The organism is Dyadobacter diqingensis (assembly GCF_024220585.1).
Lineage (GTDB): Bacteria > Bacteroidota > Bacteroidia > Cytophagales > Spirosomataceae > Dyadobacter > Dyadobacter diqingensis.
Genome location: NZ_JAMXKF010000001.1, coordinates 1,434,884 through 1,455,477 on the forward strand (window position 1 = coordinate 1,434,884; position 20,594 = coordinate 1,455,477).

The 20,594-nt window shown below is 42.6% G+C and carries 23 protein-coding genes and 1 rRNA gene; 19 read left to right on the top strand and 5 right to left on the bottom strand.

Annotation, left to right across the window (positions count from 1 at the left end; translation table 11 throughout):
- Positions 1-3: 3 nt before the first annotated feature.
- From M1L62_RS05645 to cysM, 12 genes are all read left to right on the top strand, one after another.
- Positions 4-426: a hypothetical protein gene (locus M1L62_RS05645; protein WP_254412027.1), complete on the top strand. Its 423-nt coding sequence runs from the start codon at positions 4-6 to the stop codon at positions 424-426.
- Positions 427-493: 67 nt separating this feature from the next.
- Entirely contained in the window at positions 494-1,048 is a 555-nt protein-coding gene (locus tag M1L62_RS05650; protein ID WP_254412028.1) for a thermonuclease family protein, read from the top strand.
- Positions 1,049-1,069: 21 nt separating this feature from the next.
- The gene (locus M1L62_RS05655) at positions 1,070-1,669 is read left to right on the top strand and encodes a hypothetical protein (RefSeq protein ID WP_254412029.1); all 600 of its coding nucleotides are present in this window, start codon (positions 1,070-1,072) and stop codon (positions 1,667-1,669) included.
- Between the two features lie 97 nt (positions 1,670-1,766).
- Positions 1,767-2,909: a hypothetical protein gene (locus tag M1L62_RS05660; RefSeq protein WP_254412030.1), complete on the top strand. Its 1,143-nt coding sequence runs from the start codon at positions 1,767-1,769 to the stop codon at positions 2,907-2,909.
- Positions 2,910-2,953: 44 nt separating this feature from the next.
- A complete protein-coding gene (locus tag M1L62_RS05665) occupies positions 2,954-4,345 on the top strand; it encodes a hypothetical protein (protein ID WP_254412031.1) in 1,392 nt (463 codons plus the stop codon).
- 42 nt (positions 4,346-4,387) lie between these two features.
- A complete protein-coding gene (locus tag M1L62_RS05670; RefSeq protein WP_254412032.1) occupies positions 4,388-4,897 on the top strand; it encodes a GNAT family N-acetyltransferase in 510 nt (169 codons plus the stop codon).
- A gap of 141 nt (positions 4,898-5,038) precedes the next feature.
- Complete coding sequence (locus M1L62_RS05675) at positions 5,039-6,748, top strand: AMP-binding protein (protein WP_254412033.1); 1,710 nt, start codon at positions 5,039-5,041, stop codon at positions 6,746-6,748.
- Between the two features lie 76 nt (positions 6,749-6,824).
- Positions 6,825-7,061, top strand: a complete 237-nt coding sequence (locus M1L62_RS05680) for a hypothetical protein (protein WP_254412034.1) — start codon at positions 6,825-6,827, stop codon at positions 7,059-7,061.
- The gene (locus tag M1L62_RS05685; RefSeq protein ID WP_254412035.1) at positions 7,061-7,390 is read left to right on the top strand and encodes a type II toxin-antitoxin system RelE family toxin; all 330 of its coding nucleotides are present in this window, start codon (positions 7,061-7,063) and stop codon (positions 7,388-7,390) included. Before M1L62_RS05680 ends, M1L62_RS05685 begins: the two co-directional genes overlap by 1 nt.
- 147 nt (positions 7,391-7,537) lie before the next feature.
- On the top strand, positions 7,538-8,269 hold the full coding sequence (locus M1L62_RS05690; protein WP_254412036.1) for an alpha/beta fold hydrolase: 732 nt from the start codon (positions 7,538-7,540) through the stop codon (positions 8,267-8,269).
- Between the two features lie 87 nt (positions 8,270-8,356).
- Positions 8,357-9,574 (top strand): alpha/beta hydrolase family protein, encoded by a 1,218-nt coding sequence (locus M1L62_RS05695; RefSeq protein WP_254412037.1) that lies wholly within the window; start codon positions 8,357-8,359, stop codon positions 9,572-9,574.
- Between the two features lie 171 nt (positions 9,575-9,745).
- Positions 9,746-10,618, top strand: coding sequence for a cysteine synthase CysM (cysM, locus tag M1L62_RS05700; protein ID WP_254412038.1), 873 nt, complete (start codon positions 9,746-9,748; stop codon positions 10,616-10,618).
- 128 nt (positions 10,619-10,746) lie between these two features.
- On the opposite strand, the gene M1L62_RS05705 is transcribed toward cysM, so the two are convergent.
- The gene (locus M1L62_RS05705) at positions 10,747-11,166 is read right to left on the bottom strand and encodes a cytochrome B (RefSeq protein ID WP_254412039.1); all 420 of its coding nucleotides are present in this window, start codon (positions 11,164-11,166) and stop codon (positions 10,747-10,749) included.
- A 155-nt stretch (positions 11,167-11,321) separates the two neighbouring features.
- Between M1L62_RS05705 and M1L62_RS05710 the strand changes: the two genes are divergently transcribed.
- The 3 genes from M1L62_RS05710 (at position 11,322) to M1L62_RS05720 (ending at position 12,753) form a co-directional block, all read left to right on the top strand.
- Positions 11,322-11,624, top strand: coding sequence for a DUF4286 family protein (locus M1L62_RS05710; protein WP_254412040.1), 303 nt, complete (start codon positions 11,322-11,324; stop codon positions 11,622-11,624).
- A 229-nt stretch (positions 11,625-11,853) separates the two neighbouring features.
- On the top strand, positions 11,854-12,231 hold the full coding sequence (locus M1L62_RS05715) for an HPF/RaiA family ribosome-associated protein (protein ID WP_254412041.1): 378 nt from the start codon (positions 11,854-11,856) through the stop codon (positions 12,229-12,231).
- A gap of 108 nt (positions 12,232-12,339) precedes the next feature.
- Positions 12,340-12,753, top strand: a complete 414-nt coding sequence (locus tag M1L62_RS05720) for a MaoC family dehydratase (RefSeq protein WP_254412042.1) — start codon at positions 12,340-12,342, stop codon at positions 12,751-12,753.
- A gap of 53 nt (positions 12,754-12,806) precedes the next feature.
- Here the strand turns inward: M1L62_RS05720 and M1L62_RS05725 are convergent, their stop codons facing one another.
- Positions 12,807-12,986, bottom strand: a complete 180-nt coding sequence (locus M1L62_RS05725) for a BF3379 family histone-like protein (protein ID WP_090332745.1) — start codon at positions 12,984-12,986, stop codon at positions 12,807-12,809.
- A 258-nt stretch (positions 12,987-13,244) separates the two neighbouring features.
- Positions 13,245-14,516: an aminotransferase class I/II-fold pyridoxal phosphate-dependent enzyme gene (locus tag M1L62_RS05730; RefSeq protein WP_254412043.1), complete on the bottom strand. Its 1,272-nt coding sequence runs from the start codon at positions 14,514-14,516 to the stop codon at positions 13,245-13,247.
- Between the two features lie 191 nt (positions 14,517-14,707).
- Between M1L62_RS05730 and accC the strand changes: the two genes are divergently transcribed.
- From accC to M1L62_RS05745, 3 genes are all read left to right on the top strand, one after another.
- Positions 14,708-16,213: an acetyl-CoA carboxylase biotin carboxylase subunit gene (gene accC / locus M1L62_RS05735; protein WP_254412044.1), complete on the top strand. Its 1,506-nt coding sequence runs from the start codon at positions 14,708-14,710 to the stop codon at positions 16,211-16,213.
- A 272-nt stretch (positions 16,214-16,485) separates the two neighbouring features.
- On the top strand, positions 16,486-17,535 hold the full coding sequence (gene queA / locus M1L62_RS05740) for a tRNA preQ1(34) S-adenosylmethionine ribosyltransferase-isomerase QueA (RefSeq protein WP_254412045.1): 1,050 nt from the start codon (positions 16,486-16,488) through the stop codon (positions 17,533-17,535).
- Between the two features lie 104 nt (positions 17,536-17,639).
- Positions 17,640-18,317 (top strand): 2-C-methyl-D-erythritol 4-phosphate cytidylyltransferase, encoded by a 678-nt coding sequence (locus M1L62_RS05745; RefSeq protein WP_254412073.1) that lies wholly within the window; start codon positions 17,640-17,642, stop codon positions 18,315-18,317.
- 16 nt (positions 18,318-18,333) lie between these two features.
- Here the strand turns inward: M1L62_RS05745 and M1L62_RS05750 are convergent, their stop codons facing one another.
- Positions 18,334-19,137: a tetratricopeptide repeat protein gene (locus tag M1L62_RS05750; protein WP_254412046.1), complete on the bottom strand. Its 804-nt coding sequence runs from the start codon at positions 19,135-19,137 to the stop codon at positions 18,334-18,336.
- 184 nt (positions 19,138-19,321) lie between these two features.
- Between M1L62_RS05750 and M1L62_RS05755 the strand changes: the two genes are divergently transcribed.
- Positions 19,322-20,116 (top strand): class I SAM-dependent methyltransferase, encoded by a 795-nt coding sequence (locus M1L62_RS05755; RefSeq protein WP_254412047.1) that lies wholly within the window; start codon positions 19,322-19,324, stop codon positions 20,114-20,116.
- Positions 20,117-20,337: 221 nt separating this feature from the next.
- Here M1L62_RS05755 and rrf read toward each other — a convergent pair.
- Positions 20,338-20,463: ribosomal RNA gene (gene rrf / locus M1L62_RS05760) — 5S ribosomal RNA — on the bottom strand.
- Positions 20,464-20,594 lie beyond the last annotated feature (131 nt).

The window sequence follows — 20,594 nt, forward strand, 5'->3', positions numbered from 1 at the left end:
AAAATGAGAATAACACTCATCGTAGTTCTGGGACTTGGTCTGATATTGAGCTCATTCCGCCAGGGAACATCAGTTGAAAGTAAAGCTCAGATTAAGACATTCGCTTACACTGCAAACGCCACAGTTCGCACGGATACGACAAAAATGGATCCTGAAACCGGACTGATCGTGGATGAAAATTTGTACATGGTAAAAGCCCAGTGCACAGGCTGTCACTCCACAAAACTGATCAGTGCAAATCATTTCACCAGAGATGGCTGGAAGCAAAAAATCCGCTGGATGCAGGCCAACCATAATTTATGGGAACTGGGAGAAACTGAAAAGCAGGTACTGGATTATCTTGAAAAAAACTATGCGCCGGTGCAGGTCGTTTCCCGCCGCGCGCCATTGAAAGATATCAAATGGTACGATTTGAAGTTGAAGTAAATTAAGCTGAGTCACCGGGAGGCAATGAAGTATTCCGTACCTTTATCCTCTCAACTTTTTAAAATAAATGCGCGTACGATTGTTTAGAATTACAAAAGCCAGATTACTAGTTCATTATCTGATTGCCCTTGCCCTATTACCCGGATTACTATCCCTGAAACAGAAAGAAGGCTCCGCCGACAAGTATAAGGGAATAGAGAAATCCAGCAGTTTGCCCAATCCGCTTAAAGCAGAAGTGATAGGTATCCAGGATGGCGATACCATCGAAATGAAATTTATTTTTGACGGTAAAAAGGCTGGTCTTCGCCAGGGAAAAGCGATAAGGATCCGTTTTTTGCATATCAATACGCCGGAAAAAGGGATGCCGTTTTACAAAGTCGCCAAACAGTATACTTCTGAAAAATCTTTTCATAAAATTGTTCAGATCAAACATACCGGTGAATTTGACCGCTACGGAAGACTTTTGGGAGAAGTAGTTTTGCCGAACGGCTCCGTACTTAATAAAGAATTGGTAAAAAAAGGACTGGCGGTTCATTTCAAAAAATACTCGACGAGCGTCGAATATGCCAATCTTGAAATCAGCGCTCAAAAGAAGAAACTTGGTATCTGGAGTATTGAGTAGGTCCGGTCAAAAAAATAAAAGATGAGTTCAGCAGCACTTTTTCAGGTTTTATATCAAAACGATGTTCTTTTCCACATCCCCGGAGAAGTGATTTCACTTGTTCCCGACAAACCGGTAATACCTGAAACTGTTGTTGTAAAAAAGGAAGAGCCGGCAGCCCAACCCACGCCGGAGATCGTGAAGCCTCCGTTTGTACCTGCGTCGCCTCAGCCTGTGACCGCGGCGCCATCTATTCCTGATTTCCCAAAGTTAAATCACAAAGTCCTGATTCTGATTGATGAGCCTAAGCAGCGCGAAATGCTTGTTTCGGAAGCTTTATTTCTGGACAATGTATTGAAGGCAGTAGGCCATTCCTCTGAAAACTCCGATATCCTTAATTTCAGTTATCTCGCTGGCCCCGATGCGCGAAACGTACTTTCGGAAAAAAGGATCAACTATTTTATAACTTTTGGTGTGCCGCTGATCAAGCTCCACTTAGATCTGCTGCTTCCTCCCTACACGCCAAAACAAGTCGAAGGTATCTGGTTTCTGCTCACGGATCCGCTGCCTGTTATTGAAGCCGACAGAGATTTGAAAAAGAAACTCTGGACTGCGCTAAAACAAATGTTCCCAAAGTCCTAGTTAAGAGCGATTTACTCAACAAAACTACCAGTCATCACAATAATATTGATAATTTCTCAGTTTTGATGGATACTTGCGGGCTAAACCATGACTAGCTATGGCCAAATTCACTGAGCGTATTTCCAATTGGCTTCGTTTTTCGAAAGATGACGAAGATAATTTCTATGACGACGAACCCGAAACACCGATAGAAGCTTCTGCGAGCTTCAAAGACACCATGCCTCAAAATCCCTCTTTTACACCTGTTAATACCCCCGCGGTAATTAACAACAATAACCCTCAGCCTGAACAAAATCAGACTTTGCCGGTCAAAACCGAAGTTGTCATTCCTTACTGGCTCGAAGACGAAGATACCCTGCGCGACGAAGGCGTTTTATTTGGGTTATCAGAATCTGATCCGACTGAGAAAACAGATATCATCCATAAATATTTTTCACATCTGGCGGCTGAACATTTGAGCAGCATCGAGCAGCACAATGAGCGTATACAGGAGCTAAACCTCTTTATTGGACAAAAAAGCAACCGGATTGAAGAGCTCGAAAGCAAATTGAAGGGTCTCACCATAGCAAAGTCCAACGGTGAGCACCACCTGCCGAGAACCTTGATCGGGTTAACACTTTCTGTTGCCATGTGTGTCGGAAATTTCTTTCTGATCAAAGAATCCCTGAAACCTGCCTTCGCTGAAAGTTCATGGATTGCCCTGGGTGTATTTCTCGCTGGTATGTTTAGCCTGTTCGGCCGAATCTCCATGTTCCATGATACAGACTCGCGTGTAAGCTGGCGTGCTCTTCTGGAAGAAATCGGGTTGCCTTTTGCCGCTGCCTTATTCGTTTTTGCCAATGCGTTACCTCATCAGGGTGCTTGGCAGGCCATTGCACTTTTTGTGTTCGTCTTTTTCCTTTTCCTCTTTGCAGGAAAGCTGCTTTTGAGCAACGTTACTATCCTGCGGAATGATCTGCATGCCTGGTTTAGCATACGCCGGGACAGAGAAGAATCGGTTTCAAATACGGAAAACTGGGAAGACGAAATACAGCTGCTTCAGGTAGAAGTTGATGAATTACGGGTCAAAAAGTGGCAGGTTCTCCGCGAACAAGGCCAGTCAGAAACTGACCGTGATCGTATTTATGCGAAACGCGATATGTTGATTAAACTCTTCGAAAGCGAGTTTTTCCTGGCAAGACGCATGAAAAATCAATTGACAAACCAACAATTACAGGATATCAGAAAAAGCGCGGAATAATTTTTTTGCACTTTATTCTTATTCTTACAAAACATCAATAAGTTATGGACGAGCAACAGCCAAACCAAAACAGTGATTATCAGCATGGCTACACCAGTGGCCTTGAAGGATTGGACCGTCAGGTTTATGAAGCATATTTGTCAAGCAATGTAAGTCACGACTGGGTCCTGGATCGCCTTAATCAAAAGAGATCCGAACTGGACACAGTTAAAAATAAAAGGCAGGAAACAATTCAGCTTCACAAGCAGTCCTACGATAAGCTTCAGGATCAGGTGATGGGTGTGAATCACAGCGCTAAAAGAATTAAAGAGCTTGATTCTTCTGTTTCGGATATCAACCAGCAGACCGAAGAACTGAAAGAAAAGCGTAAAGATTCCGCGCCTTATTATTCGCTGATTGCCGGGTTGATTTTTCTGGTTGCAGGTATTTCCTTCATTGCCGGTGACCTTATTATTTCTCACGAAATTGTAGCGTACGCCTTAAATATCCGCAACCCGAACGAAGCCTGGGCTTTTGCGATTGGTTTGGCGATGTTATCTGTTTTGCTTAAACCGGCCTACGATCGTTTGATTGAAGAGCCTTATCAAAAAGGTGATTCTCCCAAAGCAAAATCACGTTACGCAAATTTTAAGCTGATCTTATCGATTTTCACGATTGTCACACTGATAGTATTGGGTTGGTTCCGTTACGAAGCTTACCGCACAGATAAGCTGAAAGAAGCAATCAACAAATCGGTGAAGAGTTTGCAGCTTAATGCGGTTGATCCGTTAACAGGAGCACCTATCAACAGCCCGGAGCTTACCAACAAAATTGAAAAGGCATTACAAAATTCAGATCAGATGAATCTGGATCTTGTTAACAGTCCGTGGGCCTTGTTGTCTTTCGTATTAAGCGGTGTTTTGTTTGCCATCGCGGGTGCAATCTCGCTGGGCATGGCGCTGCCTGTTTTGCAGGGATTTTGGCTCCGTTGGTTGCAGATTGACCCCAAATTGTGGAGATTGAGAAGACGCAGAAAAAAAATCGAAAAACAACTGGAAGACTTGCAGGTAATTATTACCCAGCAGCTGACCCAGAAAAGTATACTTGAAAATGATATCGCCGTGCTGCCAACCTGGGAAGAGTTAAAACAGGAAGAAGCAGATATCCGCACGGAAATAGAAAATCTGGAAGAGGAACGTAAACTTACGCTTACGGATAGCCGTATCCAGTCATTTGGTGACGGTTATGCACACGGACAAGTTACCCGTGATATCATGAGTGAGGAAGAATATGAACATTGGAGAAATGGACATATGACGGTTTCAAATCTGGCTTTGCGAGCGAAATCAACCGCGTCTGACAGGGCTGTTACACGAACCAAAAGTTCGGGTATGCGTCCACATCAAGCAATACGAAAAGCGATCACCGATCGGTTCGATGAAAACAATTCGTTGTGATTTTCGTAAATTGGGCTTTTGATTTGACTATTTAACTTTAAGATGCTTCAAAGCCCTCGTTTGGATATTGTTCCGTGTGACGACACCCTTTTTGACGCGATCCGTATGGGCAACAATGTGCTTGGTCGTGTTATGGGTGTCAATGTGCCTAAGAAATGGACAGAATTCCGTGATACTTTTACGCCTTCCTACCACCGTTGGAAGGCGCATCCTCCCCTCCGTCTCTGGTGGGTATACCTTATTGTTTATAAGCCCGGCAATATTTTGATCGGCTCCTGTGGTTACAAAGGCGAGCCTGATTCCAACGGGACTGTGGAAATCGGTTATGAAATAACACCGACTCATCGTTCTATGGGTTTGGCTACTGAAACTGCCCGTGCATTGGTGGAGCATGCTTTTACACAAAGTGGTGTGTTAAAAGTAGTTGCCCATACACTGGCCGAAGAAAACGCCTCCGGTCATATTCTCGAAAAACTCGGGTTTGACAGAACCGATGATATCCATGATTCCGAAGAAGGCCCGCTCTGGCGTTGGGAAATTTTAAAAAGATAAAACTGTAACGAAATATGGCTATCGAAATCGTGGCAGATTATTTTTATCCGAAATTAAATTGGACAGATTCAATAATAATTTGTCTCGATTTCTTAACTTAAAATCCTGAAAGCACCTTTATCCACATTTGAGCCCGAACCCATGATTGCCATATCCAAAGAAACATATCCCTGGCTAAAATATTACACGCCGGGCGTTCCTTACGAAATTGATCCGGAAGCCTATTCATCACTGGTTGAGCTGATCGAAACCGGATTCAGGTTATACAAGGACCGGTCTGCATATGCCAACATGGGAAAGGAACTCACCTATGGAAAACTGGATGAGCTATCCAGGAATTTCGCCTCTTATCTGCAAAGTCTGGGGCTAAGGAAAGGTGACCGGATTGCCATTCAAATGCCTAATTTACTGCAATACCCCGTTGCCATGTTTGGTGCCTTGCGGGCAGGACTTATTGTGGTAAACACCAACCCGCTGTATACGCCTCGGGAAATGCAGCACCAGTTTAAAGACTCGGGCGTGAAGGCTATTGTTATACTGGCCAACTTTGCCTCGCATCTCGAAAAAATTGTAGCCAATACCGATATCAAACATGTTGTGATTACCGAAATTGGTGATATGCTGGGCTTCCCTAAAAAGTTTATCGTCAACGCCGTTGTCAAGTATGTCAAAAAGATGGTTCCTGCCTATCATATCCCGGGTTCCGTTTCTTTTCATAACGCACTTTCAGCCGGGTCAGGGCTTACTTACGAAAAGCCGGAAGTCAATAATGCCGATATCGCTTTTATTCAATATACAGGCGGCACTACCGGTGTTTCCAAAGGTGCATTACTTACACACCGCAACCTGATCGCCAATGTTGAGGCCAACAGCGCATGGCTAAAACCAATCATGGCAGATATGGAAGCGCCTGTTTTCGTAGCAGCACTTCCGCTCTACCATGTCTATGCTCTTACGGTCAATGCACTTTCAGGTATTAAAATCGGTGCAATGAATGTGTTGATCACCAATCCGCGTGATATGAACGCGTTTATTGCCGATCTCAAAAAATATAAGATCAATGTTTTCACCGGGGTTAATACCATGTTTAATGGGTTAATGAACAATCCCAAATTCAGCGAAGTGGATTTCAGTCAGCTAAAGGCTACTTCTGCCGGAGGTATGGCCTTGCAAAAAGTGGTGGCTGAAAGATGGCTCGCAGCAACGGGTTGTGCGGCAACGGAGGGATATGGACTATCGGAAACGTCTCCTGTTTTATCATCTAATTTACTGGTTGGAGAAAACCGGATCGGGACCATTGGTATTCCCTGGCCGAGTACAGCACTTCGCATTTTACGGGAAGATGGTACCTGGGCTGACACCGGCGAAGTGGGTGAAATCTGTGCTTCGGGGCCTCAGGTGATGCTAGGTTATTTCAACCGTCCCGACGAAACGGCTCAGGTAATTTTTGAACAGGATGGTATGCGCTGGTTTAAAACAGGCGACCTCGGTTATGAAGATGCTGACGGCTATTTCAAAATTGTCGACCGGAAAAAAGATATGATCCTGGTTTCCGGGTTCAATGTTTATCCGAATGAAGTGGAAGATGTGGTTGCACAATGTCCCGGTGTGCTGGAAGTTGCCTGTGTCGGTATTCCTGACGACAAGTCGGGAGAGCTGGTGAAATTGTTTATCGTAAAAAAAGATCCTGAACTGACCGAAGAAACCGTCAGAGCATTCTGTAAGGAAAACCTGACTGCCTATAAATGTCCGAAAAAAATAGAGTTCAGAACCGAACTTCCGAAAACAAATGTTGGTAAAATTCTGAGAAGAGCTTTGCGTGAGGAGGAGATTGCCAAGCTGAACAAATAGAATGATTTTTCGGTTATAGTGGCGAAGAGGGATTCGCGTTGTTCCAAGAATTACCATAAAACTTATTTCAAAGACCATGAAACAAGTAGTGCTTAATATTCCGGAAAGTCAATTTGAGTTTTTTATGAAGCTTGTTCATTCATTAGATTTCGTTCAGGTTCAGGGGCCCGTAAAAATTGAGGATGGGTTGACTGAGACTCAAAAAGAAACCTGGAAAAATATCAAAACAGGTTTTGAAGAGATGAGAATGGTCGAAAAAGGTATCATCAAAGCCAGACCTGTACAGTTCCTCCTTAATGAACTTGAGGAATAATGTTCGATATTTATACGATCAGTAATTTTGACCGCGAGTTTAAAAAACTGGCAAAAAAATACCCTTCGATTATTTTAGATCTGCAAATTCTTATCGGTAAACTTGCAGAAAACCCCTTCCAAGGTGATCCGTTAGGTAAAGATTGCTATAAAGTGAGAATGGCAATCACTTCCAAAAATAAAGGTAAATCAGGCGGATCCAGAGTTATAACATGTGTAAAAATTGCAAACCAATCCGTTACACTGCTTTCAGTTTATGATAAATCCTCTCAAGATGATATTCCTGATGCATTTTTAATTCAACTTCTAGAGGCCAATTACCTTCTGTGATATTGTCATCATGGCATCCAAAATCACTTTATATTTTGTAACATAACCTCACTTATTTACACCCAATCCCACCAAAAAAAATAGATTTCACTTTTGGTTTATGTATATTTAACCAAAGAAATACTCAACCATTGAAAGTGAATTACTATGAATCTACACAGGAAAACATTGGTATTATTACACGGCCATGGAATTGACGATGCGATTTGGGATAGTGTTGATGCCTCATTGAATGAATATTACACGGTCGTCAGACCTAATATTTCTCTCTTTACTTTTTGCCAGACCGTAGAAGATTACGCGGATGAATTGCACCGTTTCCTTACGAATGCAGTCATTGAAAAATGTACGTTGATAGGTCACTCCATGGGTGGCTATATTGCGCTGGCTTTTGCAGAAAAGTATCCCGAAATGCTGGAAGGCTTCGGTTTATTTCATTCAACGGCTTATGCCGACGACGAATCAAAAAAACACCAGCGCAACCAGACCATTGACCTGCTCCGGACCTACGGGACAGAAATGTTCGTCAAAAACACTGCCGCAAATTTATACGGCGACCGTTTCAAAGAACTCTATCCTAACAAGATTAAAGAACATATCGACCGTTATGGAAAATTGCCGGCAGAGGCACTGATTACCGGGATCAACGCCATGCGCAACCGTCCTGACCGCACCGCTGTTCTGGCTGCTATGCCGTTCCCTGTTCTCTTTATTATTGGTATGCAGGATAAGCTTATTCCCTTTGAAAGCTGCATCAGTTTGTCGGAATATCCGAAACAAAGTTATCCGTTTATCCTCGCCGAAGCTGGCCATATGGGTATGGTAGAGCGCCCCGACGCCTCTGCCCGTATGATAAGTTGGTATATGGGGAGAATATAATTATCAGAAAATCAGATTATATTTATAAAAAAAACAAGCCGGCTTTCATTATCTGAAACAGAATTCCGGCTTGTTTCCTATAACGATATGCAAAAGAAAATTTCTACACTCCTATTCCGTAATACCTGGGCGTTATTCATCTGGTGTTTCCTGCTCCTGACCGCCTGTACACACAACACCGAGGTCGTCGATCCGGAACCTGTTGAGAATAAGTATCTGAAAGAAAGCACTTTTCTGCAAGATATCACGAAGGAGCAGATTGCAAAAGAAGCTACCGCTATCAGCCCTTTGCTGACTTCTTATGCAAAAAACGCTGTCAAGGTTTATAAAATAACATACAAAACAACCAACACAGACGGTGCTGAAATTACCGCCTCAGGCGCTGTGATTATGCCCGTGTCGGATACACCTGTGTCCATGATCAGCGTACAGCACGGGACTATCACGACTGATGCAGCTGCGCCGTCCAATTTCCAGGCAGGCTCCGAGGCTGCTTCTTTTGGGACATTGTTTGCATCCATTGGGTACATCATCGTTTATCCTGACTACATTGGTTATGGAGCTTCCAAAAATGTACCTCACCCGTATGAACACAGAGCCAGCCTCGCTTCCTCTACCCTGGACATGCTTCGTGCTGCCAAGGAATTGGTAAAAGCCCAAACGGCTGTAAAATGGAATGATAAATTATACCTTGCCGGATATTCCGAAGGCGGTTATGCTACGATGTCTCTGCAAAAGAAAATTGAAGAGGAAGCTTCATCCGAGTTTAATCTGAAGGCATCAAGCTGTGGTGCCGGTGCTTATGACAAAACTGCTTTTATGAAATATGTCATCAACAGCTCTGTCAGCAATGTCGCCTCTTATAACTCGCTGTACTTGTGGGTAATGCTGACTTATGACAGAATTTACAAGCTAAACAAACCCAAGACGTATTATTTCAAGGAGCCGTTTGCTACGCAGATTGATAAATTGGGGATAGAAAATCCGATTAATGTCAGCTTCAACACCATCCTGAACGACTCCTTTAAAACGGCGGTCAATTCAGGTACCGATACCGGGTTTATCGCGGCCATCGGAGACAATGATGTGTATAACTGGAAACCTAAAACGCCAACCCGGTTGGTACATGGCGACAAAGACCCGCTGGTTTTTTACTTCAATTCTGTCAATGCCGTAACCGCCATGAAAAAGCTGGGGGCCGCGGATGTAGAGCTGGTAACAGTGCCCGGCGGTACTCACTCATCGTCGATCACCACCTATTTGCTAACAACTTTGGGTTTCTTTACAACTGCTCAATATCAATAAAACATTTATCTTTGCGATCAATTTAGTCTATCAGACAAATATGGTTGCCAGCAGAACATCTTTTTTCTCTCAGTCAAATCATCGGTTCGAAGTGAACCGGTGTGGTGATGTACGATGTTGTTTGTCTGTAAAATGACATTCTAATTTCACATCACATTTTATAATTCGCCCATGTCCGCACTTCTTGATTTAGTAGGAAATACCCCATTAGTTGAATTAAACCGCATTAATCCCAATCCCAACGTTAAACTTTACGGTAAACTTGAAGGGAATAATCCGGGTGGCAGTGTAAAAGACCGCGCTGCTTACAGTATGATCAAAGGCGCGCTGGATCGCGGAGAAATTAAGCCAGGCACAAAACTGATCGAGGCTACGAGTGGTAACACCGGTATCGCACTGGCCATGATCGCCCGACTTTTTGATATAGAAATTGAGTTGGTTATGCCGCAGAATTCAACCCGCGAAAGAGTCCTTACCATGGAAGCGTTCGGTGCCAAAGTGACGTTGATCGAAACAATGGAAGGCTCACGTGACTATGCCGAAGACAAAGCTAAAAACGGAGATTATCTGATGCTGAACCAGTTTGCCAATCCTGACAACTGGAAAGCCCATTACCGAACAACAGGCCCGGAGATATTCCGTGATACCAATCAGGGCATCACACATTTCGTTTCATCCATGGGTACTACCGGTACAATTATGGGTGTCTCGCATTACCTGAAAGAACAAGATCAGAATATTCAGATTGTAGGCTGCCAGCCGACAGACGGATCCAGCATTCCGGGAATCCGGAAATGGCCGGAAGAATATCTCCCAAAAATATTTGACAGAAACCGTGTTGACAGGGTTATCGAGGTAACGCAGGACGATGCCACCACGATGACACGCAGACTAGCAAAAGAAGAAGCAATATTTGCCGGGATGAGCAGCGGCGGTGCTGCCTGGGCAGCGGTAGAACTTGCAAAAGAACTGGAATCGGGGACAATCGTATTTATTATCTGCGACCGGGGAGACCGGTATCTTTCAAGTGAATTGTTTGGGTAGTTCTTGGCTGTTAGCGGTCAGGTTTTAGCATTTAGCTTACCGGACACTCAGAAGTTAATACGTTTTTTCTTAGCGGTTAGCTACGAGCCAGGAGGCAAACAGCTAACCGCTAATAGCTAACAGCTAAATCAGAACCACGCTGCTCCCAGATTTCTGAATGGCCATGGAATAGCGGCCAGAATGATAATAAGCGCCATTGCATAAAAATACAATACGGTGCGATGTTTGTCTGCCCCGCTCAACTTCTTCGAGCGAACGCGCCCTACTGTGATCAAAATAATCGCAATCACCATCATGAAAACGTGCTCAATGGAATAGAACCGGATTACTTTATTGCTGATCTCGCCAAAATTTACCAACGGGCTCATGGTATAAAGCACCAATCCGATCAGTAATTGTGTATGTGTTGCAATAAGAGCGAACAAATAAACTTTGCTGTCGCCTTGTTTGTTATTCTGCCAGTTTGAGTAAGCAATGACAACTGCGGCAATTAATAATCCAAGTACAACATAACGTAAGCCCGAGTGGGCACGTATCAGAGCGTTCATATGTTTAAACGGGTTATGGTGAATCGTAAGTGTGCAAAGGTAGTTTCGAATTGAGCATATCACAACAATTGCTGTAACTGAAATTATAATTGTTTAACAGTTAATATATAAAGCGCAATATTTGCAATAGTTTAAAAATTGAAATACAGATAAAAATGATCCTTTTTAATATCACCGTGAATATCAGCCATGCCGCGGAAAAAGAATGGCTTAAATACATGAAGGAAACCCACATACCAGCCATCATGGCCAGTGGATTACCCGTTGAAAACAAGTTGTTGCGTTTGCTGACTGAAATCGAAAACGAAGGCGCGACTTATACAAACCAGTTTATTTTCCGTACCATGGAAGATTTCATGGCTTATCAAACCCAGTTTCAGGCTGAATTGCAGGAAAGGCACCATCAGAAATTTAACGGGCAATATGTCTCTTTCAGGACACTTTTGGAGGAAGCCTGAGCCTCAGCAGGTAATTGCAACACTCAAAAAAGTTTTTGCATAAAACCTTAACATTCGCTTGACATTATGGTAATCTTTCCCTTTATTTAATATACCGTTAGACTTCAAAATCATCAGGAAAGAAAAAACGGTTTTAAATTTTGCGATGTAAGACGCGAACCGTTTTTTGTGACCAGAAGTATTTTGGAACCGGTTGGAAGTAATGTTTTACCATAAAACTTAAGTGCTTATGAGACTGCAGATGCAAGCAATTCACTTCGACGCTGACCCTAAATTGTTGACATTTATTCAACAGAAAATGGATAAACTCGATACGTTTTACGATCGGATTACAAGTGGTGAAGTGTTTCTTAGATTGGATAAGAGTGATAACGCCAAATTACATACAAAACTTCTCGAGGTTAAACTTTATGTCCCGGGTGGAACGATGTTCGTGAGAGAGCAAGGTACAACATTTGAAGAGGCTACGGATTTAGCGATTGACACATTAAAAATGCAGGTTAAAAAGTTCAAAGATAAGCGGAACAAGGCAAGGGCTCCTAAATTAGCTGAAGGAGTTGTACAAGCGGAAGAAATCGCTGTTATAACGGAGGACATAGAAGAATAAAATCATATATGTGTAAACAAAGAAGGCTGCCCGATGCGGGCAGCCTTCTTTGTTTAACGATGAAATTAACCGATTTTTGCAAAAAAATATAACTGTAACTTTTTTACCATGGATATAGAACCCGTTGTTGACGCTTCGTTTGATCATATTTTTCGCTTCTCACAAGAGCAGGTTATTCAGTTCGCCGCGTTGACGGGCGATAACAATCCGCTTCACCTGGATGCTGACTATGCTGCTACCACCAGTTTCAAGCGGCCGATTATTCACGGAATGTTGGGCGCTACGGTATTTACAAAAGTGTTGGGGACGCAGTTTCCGGGGTTTGGTTCAATTTATCTTAAACAAACGCTTGAATTTCTAAGACCGATGTTTGTTGACAATGACTATCGGGCCGTATTTACGATAAAAACCATTGACGCCGTTAAACACATCGCGGAAATATCAACGGAAATTGTGGACACTACCACCAAAAAAGTTGTGACCAGGGGAATTGCCACCATGATTAATCAGGAAAAATTCTAAAACAAAAAAGCCCGGTTTAGCCGGGCTTTTTTTGTATACTGTTAAGTCGTGACTTATTCAGCTTCGTTCTTTTTGTTTTGTACTTCAGAACGGATTTCCTGAGCCAAAGTTTTTAGCTCCTGCATACCCTTACGTACACGCGTTCCAGCAGCCTGGTTCGCTTTATTGTAAAACTTATCAAAATCGCCTTCAAGCGATAGGATCAAATCTTTTACTTCATCAAATCTTGCCATGTTTTTGTTTGTTTTTAGTTAAAATGCCTCTAACACGCTAAAAACGCATGTTTTGCCCGAAATTTAGTAATTAAAAGCATTATCGCAACCCAAAAAACAAAAAAAAACAATACTATAATGCAATTTAATACAAAACAACACTTTAATTAATTGATATACAACAAGTTACGTTAAATAAATATTTTTTATCCTACCTATAAAAAAAGAGGACGTTTTCGTAAAAAAACGTCCTCTTGACACAATAAGCAAGGATTTTGCCTATTCAGCTACCGCCTGTACGTCTTCAATTTGATAAACTCTGTTCTTCAGTTTATCGGCCAAAGTCGTAAATGCTTCAAGCGTATATTCTACATCTTCCAACGTATGTGCAGCAGTAGGAATAATACGCAGCATGATCTGTCCTTTCGGCACAACCGGGTAAACAACGATTGAACAGAACACACCCATATTCTCACGCAAATCACGCACCATACGGGTTACTTCCGGTACGCCGCCTTCGCTGTGAAGGAAAACCGGAGTCACCGGAGATTCCGTTTCACCGATGTTAAATCCGCGGCTTCTCAAACCATTTTGCATTGCCTCTACATTCTCCCACAACTTGGAGCGAAGTTCGGGCATGGTCTTGATCATTTCCAGACGTTTCCTGCAACCTTCTACGTAAGGCATTGGGAGCGCCTTCGCATAAGTTTGAGAACGCATGTTATATTTCAGATACATGATAATTTCAGGATCATCTGATGCAATAAAAGCACCAATCGCGGCCATAGATTTCGCAAACGTAGAGAAGTAAAGATCAACCTCACCCTGAACGCCAAGCATTTCGCCTACACCTGCACCCGTTTCACCCATTGTCCCGAATCCGTGGGCATCGTCCACCAATAAACGGAACTCATATTTTTTCTTTAATTCAACGATGGCTTTCAGGTCGCCCACTTTTCCGGACATACCAAAAACACCTTCGGTAATAACCAAAACGCCTCCTCCTTTTTCATTGGCAGCTTTCGTAGCGCGAATAAGGTTCTTTTCAAGGCTAGCCATATCATTATGGTTAAACTTGTAGTATTGTCCCATTTTCGCTTTGTGCAACCGGATTCCGTCAATAAGGCAGGCATGTGATTCGGCATCGTACACAATCACATCACGGTGATCGCAGATACATTCGATCGCCGACATAACACCCTGATAACCGTAATTCAGCAAGAATGCATCTTTTTTCCCAACAAATTCAGCCAGTTCTTTTTCAAAAACTTCGTGTAATGTTGAATTACCAGACATCATACGCGCACCCATCGGATAGGCCAAGCCCCATTTCGCTGCTGCTTCCGCATCTACTTTGCGCACTTCCGGGTGATTCGCCAGGCCTAAATAGTTATTAAGGCTCCAGTTCAACACTTCACGCCCCATAAACCGCATCTTGGGACCCAGATCACCTTCCAGCATGGGAAATGAAAAATAATGATGGCTATTCAGCATTTTAGCCGGCGTTCCGATCGGGCCTGAGTTATTGTGCAGTTTCTCAAAAATATCCACTCTCTTATTCTAATTTATGTGGGTAACAACTTGAAATTTATGTTAGATAAATGCAAAAATAAAAAAAATAATAATACATTAAGTACAAACCTAATATTCAACGAATTGTAAGTTACCCAAATATTTAAAATACTACTTTTATATTTTGAATTTATTTCACATATCTTGTAGCCTCATTGTGATCCGATTACATGCCTGAAATCAAAAAAATCCTGGTCGCGAACCGTGGTGAAATTGCGCTTCGAATCCTCCGTACAGCACGTGAAATGAATATTGCCACGGTAGCAGTATTTAGTGAAGCAGACCGAAATGCACCTCATGTACGTTACGCCGACGAAGCCGTTTGCATCGGCCCCGCCGCCTCTTCTGAATCCTATTTAAATACTGATAAAATTCTCGCAGTTTGCCACCAACTTTCTGTCGATGCGATACATCCAGGTTACGGATTTTTATCTGAGAATGCAGTCTTCGCCCGCAAAGTGCAGGAAGCCGGATTGATCTTCATCGGTCCTTCTCCTGAATCCATCGAAGTGATGGGCAGCAAACTGGCTGCAAAACAGGCTGTCGGTAGTTATAACATACCTATGGTGCCCGGAACAGCGACAGCCATCGAAGACCGCGTTGAAGCAAAACGTATTGCAACCACCATTGGTTACCCGATTCTTATTAAGGCCAGTGCAGGCGGTGGAGGCAAGGGCATGCGCGTGGTGGAAAGCGAAACCGAATTTGACGAGCAGATGGACCGTGCCGTCAGTGAGGCCATTTCATCCTTTGGTGACGGAGCCGTTTTTATTGAAAAGTATATCACCTCACCCAAACATATCGAAATTCAGGTCCTGGGCGACCAGCATGGTAATATCATCCATTTGTTTGAACGGGAATGCTCCGTACAGCGACGTCACCAGAAGGTAATTGAAGAAGCCCCGTCAATTTCGATAACGCCTGCCATACGTGAAGAAATGGGCCGCTGTGCCGTTGATGTCGCGCGTTCCTGTGGTTACTATGGGGCAGGCACGGTGGAATTTATCATGGATGAAGATAAAAACTTCTATTTTCTTGAAATGAATACCCGTCTCCAGGTTGAACATCCGGTCACCGAACTGATCACGGGTGTAGACCTGGTCAGACAAATGATTTACATTGCAGAGGGTAAACCATTGTCGATTGCGCAGGATGAACTACAAATCAAGGGCCACGCGATAGAAGTGCGGGTATATGCCGAAGATCCCGCCAATAACTTTTTGCCCGATGTTGGGACCTTAAAAAGATATGTCAGGCCTCAGGGCAATGGTGTACGTGTTGATGACGGCTTTGAAGAAGGCATGGAAATTCCTATTTATTATGATCCCATGCTGGCCAAACTGATCACTTACGGACAGGACCGTGAAGAAACCATCAGGAAAATGATCCGTGCGATTGATGAATTTCATATTTCCGGCGTTCAGACAACGCTTTCGTTCTGCAAATTCGTCATGAAACATGAAAGTTTTATCACGGGAAGGTTTGACACCAATTTTGTCAACCGGTATTTTCTTCCTGAACTGTTAAATACAGTACAAAACCCAGTTGAAAAAGTTCTGGCGGCATTGATAACTGCCCGTTTATTGCAGGACAAGAAGGTCATGAAACCCGCTCAAAATGATGGAGAAACGGTTCACATTTCCAAATGGAAAAGCCGCAGGCTAAGTGGATATTAAAAAGTAGAATTTTATTGGGATTTCCACGAAAAAATTTATACTTTTGCGGTCTTAATTTTTTGCTGTATAAAAAATTTAAGAATTTCCGGGAATACTTTACCAATAAATTAAGTATCAACAGAAAAATTTATTCTTTACATGATATATTAGTTATTGATCAACTCAAATAAAGGTTTATTCGTAAAGTTCAGTACTTAATTATATTAAAATAAAAATTTCGACCGCCCCATTTTTGTCTCACGACTTATCGACTTTCACCGATTTAACAAGCTATGAAGCTATCCGAATTTAAATTTGATCTCCCTCAAAGCCTGATTGCACTTCATCCTTCCGACCGCGGCGAATCACGCCTTATGGTAGTACACCGTGCAACCGGAGAAATAGAACATAAAATGTTTCCTGATCTGATTAATTATTTCGGAGACGGAGATGTAATGGCAATCAATGACACCAAAGTTTTTCCGGCCCGTTTATACGGTCAAAAAGAAAAAACAGGAGCCAAAATTGAAGTTTTTTTATTGCGCGAACTTAACCGCGAAATGCGTCTTTGGGACGTTCTTGTAGATCCTGCACGTAAAATCCGGGTAGGGAACAAGCTTTATTTCGGCGACAGCGATCTTGTTGCGGAAGTTATTGACAATACCACTTCACGTGGCCGTACGATCCGTTTTCTTTATGACGGCGACAACGACGAGTTTATGAAACTTGTTGACCAGTTGGGCGAAACCCCGCTTCCGCCTGAAATTATTTCACGTCGTAAGGTAGAAAGTGCTGACCGTGAACGTTTTCAGACTATTTTCGCAGAACATATCGGAGCAGTAGCTGCGCCTACGGCTGGTTTGCATTTTACAAAAGCAATGATGAAACGCCTTGAAATCAAAGGTGTTAGCTTTGCGCCGGTTACTTTGCACGTTGGTTTGGGAACATTCCGTACCGTTGATGTTGAAGATTTGACAAAACACAAAACAGATTCAGAAAACTACCGTATCACGCAATCAAGCGCTGACATTGTAAATGCTGCGCTGGATGCTAAAAAACGTGTTTGTGCGGTTGGAACAACGTCTCTCAAAGCAGTTGAATCATCGGTTTCTGCAAGCGGACATCTTAAATCCGTGGAAGGCTGGACCGACAAATTTGTCTTTCCTCCGTACGATTTCAAAATCGCAAACGCGATGTTATCCAATTTCCAGCTTCCTGAGTCAATTCTGTTGATGTCTGCCTGCGCATTCGGAGGGTTTGACCTGGTTATGAAAGCATACGAACTTGCGATCAAGGAAAAATATAAATTCTTCACTTATGGTGATGCGATGTTAATCATCTAATCGTTATTTGATCAATATATTTGTGTCATTTATTAACATGCAGATACTTAAATGTGTCTGTGTTGATAAATGACATTTTTTTGAATTCACTAACAACTTTTATTATGCAGGAATACGTGATCATTGTGGCAGGCGGAAGCGGAAGTCGTATGAAAAGTGACATCCCCAAGCAATTCCTGCTGGTTAACGGTCTTCCTGTATTGATGCATACGCTCCATGCATTCCGGAATTATTCTTCGTCGCTGCACATTATTCTTGTCCTCCCGGAAAATCAGTTTGAGTTTTGGCAATCATTATGTGAACAACATCAGTTCGCCGAATCCTATCTGCTCGTTGCAGGCGGAGAAACACGTTTTAATTCGGTAAAAAACGGCCTGGATACCATCACATCACAAGAAGGTCTTGTTGCCGTGCATGATGGCGTGCGTCCGGTAATTGACAAGGAAATTATCGCTGACAGTTTCCTGAAGGCAGCCGAATTCGGCGCGGCCGTAGTAAGTGTTCCTCTGAAAGATTCGATCAGACGTGTCGATGAAAAAGGAAACGTTGCCCTGGATCGCTCTTTGTTCCGCCTTATTCAAACTCCCCAGACCTTCCGGCTTAATTGGATGCGAAAAGCTTTTGCGCATGCCTACCAGCCTGTTTTCACGGATTGCGCAAGTGTTTTGGAGTTTGAAGGGTACCCAATTCACCTGATTGAAGGGGCTTATGAAAACATAAAGATCACAACGCCCGAAGATTTAAAGTGGGCCGAGGTTTATCTGCAAAGCCCGGGAAAATAAGTTTCATTCCGAAATCTTATTTCATTTCTTTTAAGGAAATCTGCCTTGGATAATTTACAAACCATTCGGTTGGTTCATTGATCTTATAACCCTCAAGAAGGTACTGTTTTGCTTTTTGGAAATACAGATCCGCACCTGGGTTACCAATACTCTTTAACGTCCTGGCAAGATAATAATTGGCCTCGGGCAGCTGCTCATAATATTGAAGGCACTCTTTTAAAGTTTTTTCCGCCTTGTCGAACTCCATCATTTCCAGATATACGATCCCCAGGTAAAGCAGGGTGTTGAAATGAATATCGTTCGTCTCAACTCTCCTCCTTTGTTGTTTAATGTCCCTTAAAAACGCGTTTTCGGCCTGTTCATAGCTCTGTAATTCCAGATAGCAAAGTCCGCGATAAAACCAGTAATTGTGATCCATCTGATTTCCATAGGGTGAGAGCCTTTCCGCACGTTCCAGATCAATTAATGCGCTCACATAGTTTTTCGTGTAAATACAATGTAGAAAACCCCGATAGGCAGTCCAGGTTATCGAGTCAAGCAACACCGCTTTGTCTACAAAATTGAAGGCTCTTGCATAATCGCCGTTCCGGATATATTTTGTGCTCTTCTCCTGATAAACTTCTGCAATATTAGGACAAATCGCCAGCAAGCTATCCCAGACTTCCTCACGTCCGTCATCATTCATATCGAACCGATAAGCTCTTTCAGAAAATTTTTCAAACAAACTATCCTGGACAGCTTTGGTATTACAATCCAGAGACTGGGAGAACCCGGCCAGGGAAGTCAGTAAAAAAATAAGTGTTTGAATAATTAATCTCATCTGCTCTCAATTTGGACGAAGTAAATTTTATCTGTTAAACCTGTTTAATCAACCAATCCTGACCCTTTGCTGTAAACGTTTGATAATATTTTATGAAAATATTGAATACTAGTGAATTAAAGGTTATTTAATTCATGAAAAATATTGTATATTTTCTACAAAATAACATTAACCTTTTATTAGCATGGGAAATTTTGCGAATAATCTTCGATTATATTTCGGCATTTTTAGAAGAGTTGGCTACACCTTAACGTTAGGAATGTTAAATGAGAAGCGTAGAGATAATCTTTTATCACTTTACAATTACTACGAATCTCAAAATAAAACGCAGGACATTACTCCGATAGATCCGTTCATTATTCCCAAAACAGACGTCTTCGAACTTTTCGGTGACGACAAGGCTAAGTACGAAGGTGTTTACGAATGTGGTTTTGGCCACACCACTGAATTTGAACTTAAAGTAATCAGCAATCTGGTCAGAAAGCTTAATCCAGACAAAATATTCGAGATCGGTACCTTTCAGGGAAGGACAACGCTAAATATGGCGCTAAATACCCATTCCAATGCTAAAATTACCACCCTGGATCTCCCCAGTGAAGGATTGAGCTCCACGGCAATGGAAATAGAAGAGGGAGAAGTCAGGTATGTAAAAAAGGATGTTTCGGGGGAAAGGTTTATCGGACATCCGATGGCAAATAAAATACAGCAGGTTTTCGGTGACTCCGCGACATATTCTTTTGAGGAATATAAAAATTCAATTGATCTCGCCTTTATTGATGGCTCACACGCTTACGACTACGTTTTGAACGACAGTAAAAAAGTGTTGTCAATCATGCGTCCGGGTGGTTTGATAATCTGGCATGATTACACGAATTGGGAAGGCGTATGGACCGCATTAAACGAGCTATACAAATCGGATCCCAAATATAAAAACATCAAACACATCGGCGGCACGAGCATTGCGATCCTTGAAGTGTAATGAGTATAAAATCCATATCCCCCAAACAAAAAAATCCCATCTTCTATAAAGATGGGATTGTGTAATAGTATTGTGGCGGCTACCTACTTTACCAGGTTTGACCCAAGTATCATCGGCGGTTCCGGGCTAGGCGCCCCCGGCTTAACGTCTATGTTCGGGATGGGAAGAGGTGCAAACGCAAAAAATCCCATCTTTTTATAAGATGGGATTGTATAATAGTATTGTGGCGGCTACCTACTTAACCAGGTTTGACCCAAGGATCATCGGCGGTTCCGGGCTAGGCGCCCCCGGCTTAACTTCTCTGTTCGGGATGGGAAGAGGTGAACACCGGGCCAATAGCCACCAACAAGATTTTCTGTTGATTAATCAACAATATCTTTGTGAGTGTATAATCAATGTCATATTGGAAGCAAAAGAGAATGAGAAAAAAGGTATGCAAGCTGTTGGGTAATTAGTACTGCTCAGCTGAATGTATTTC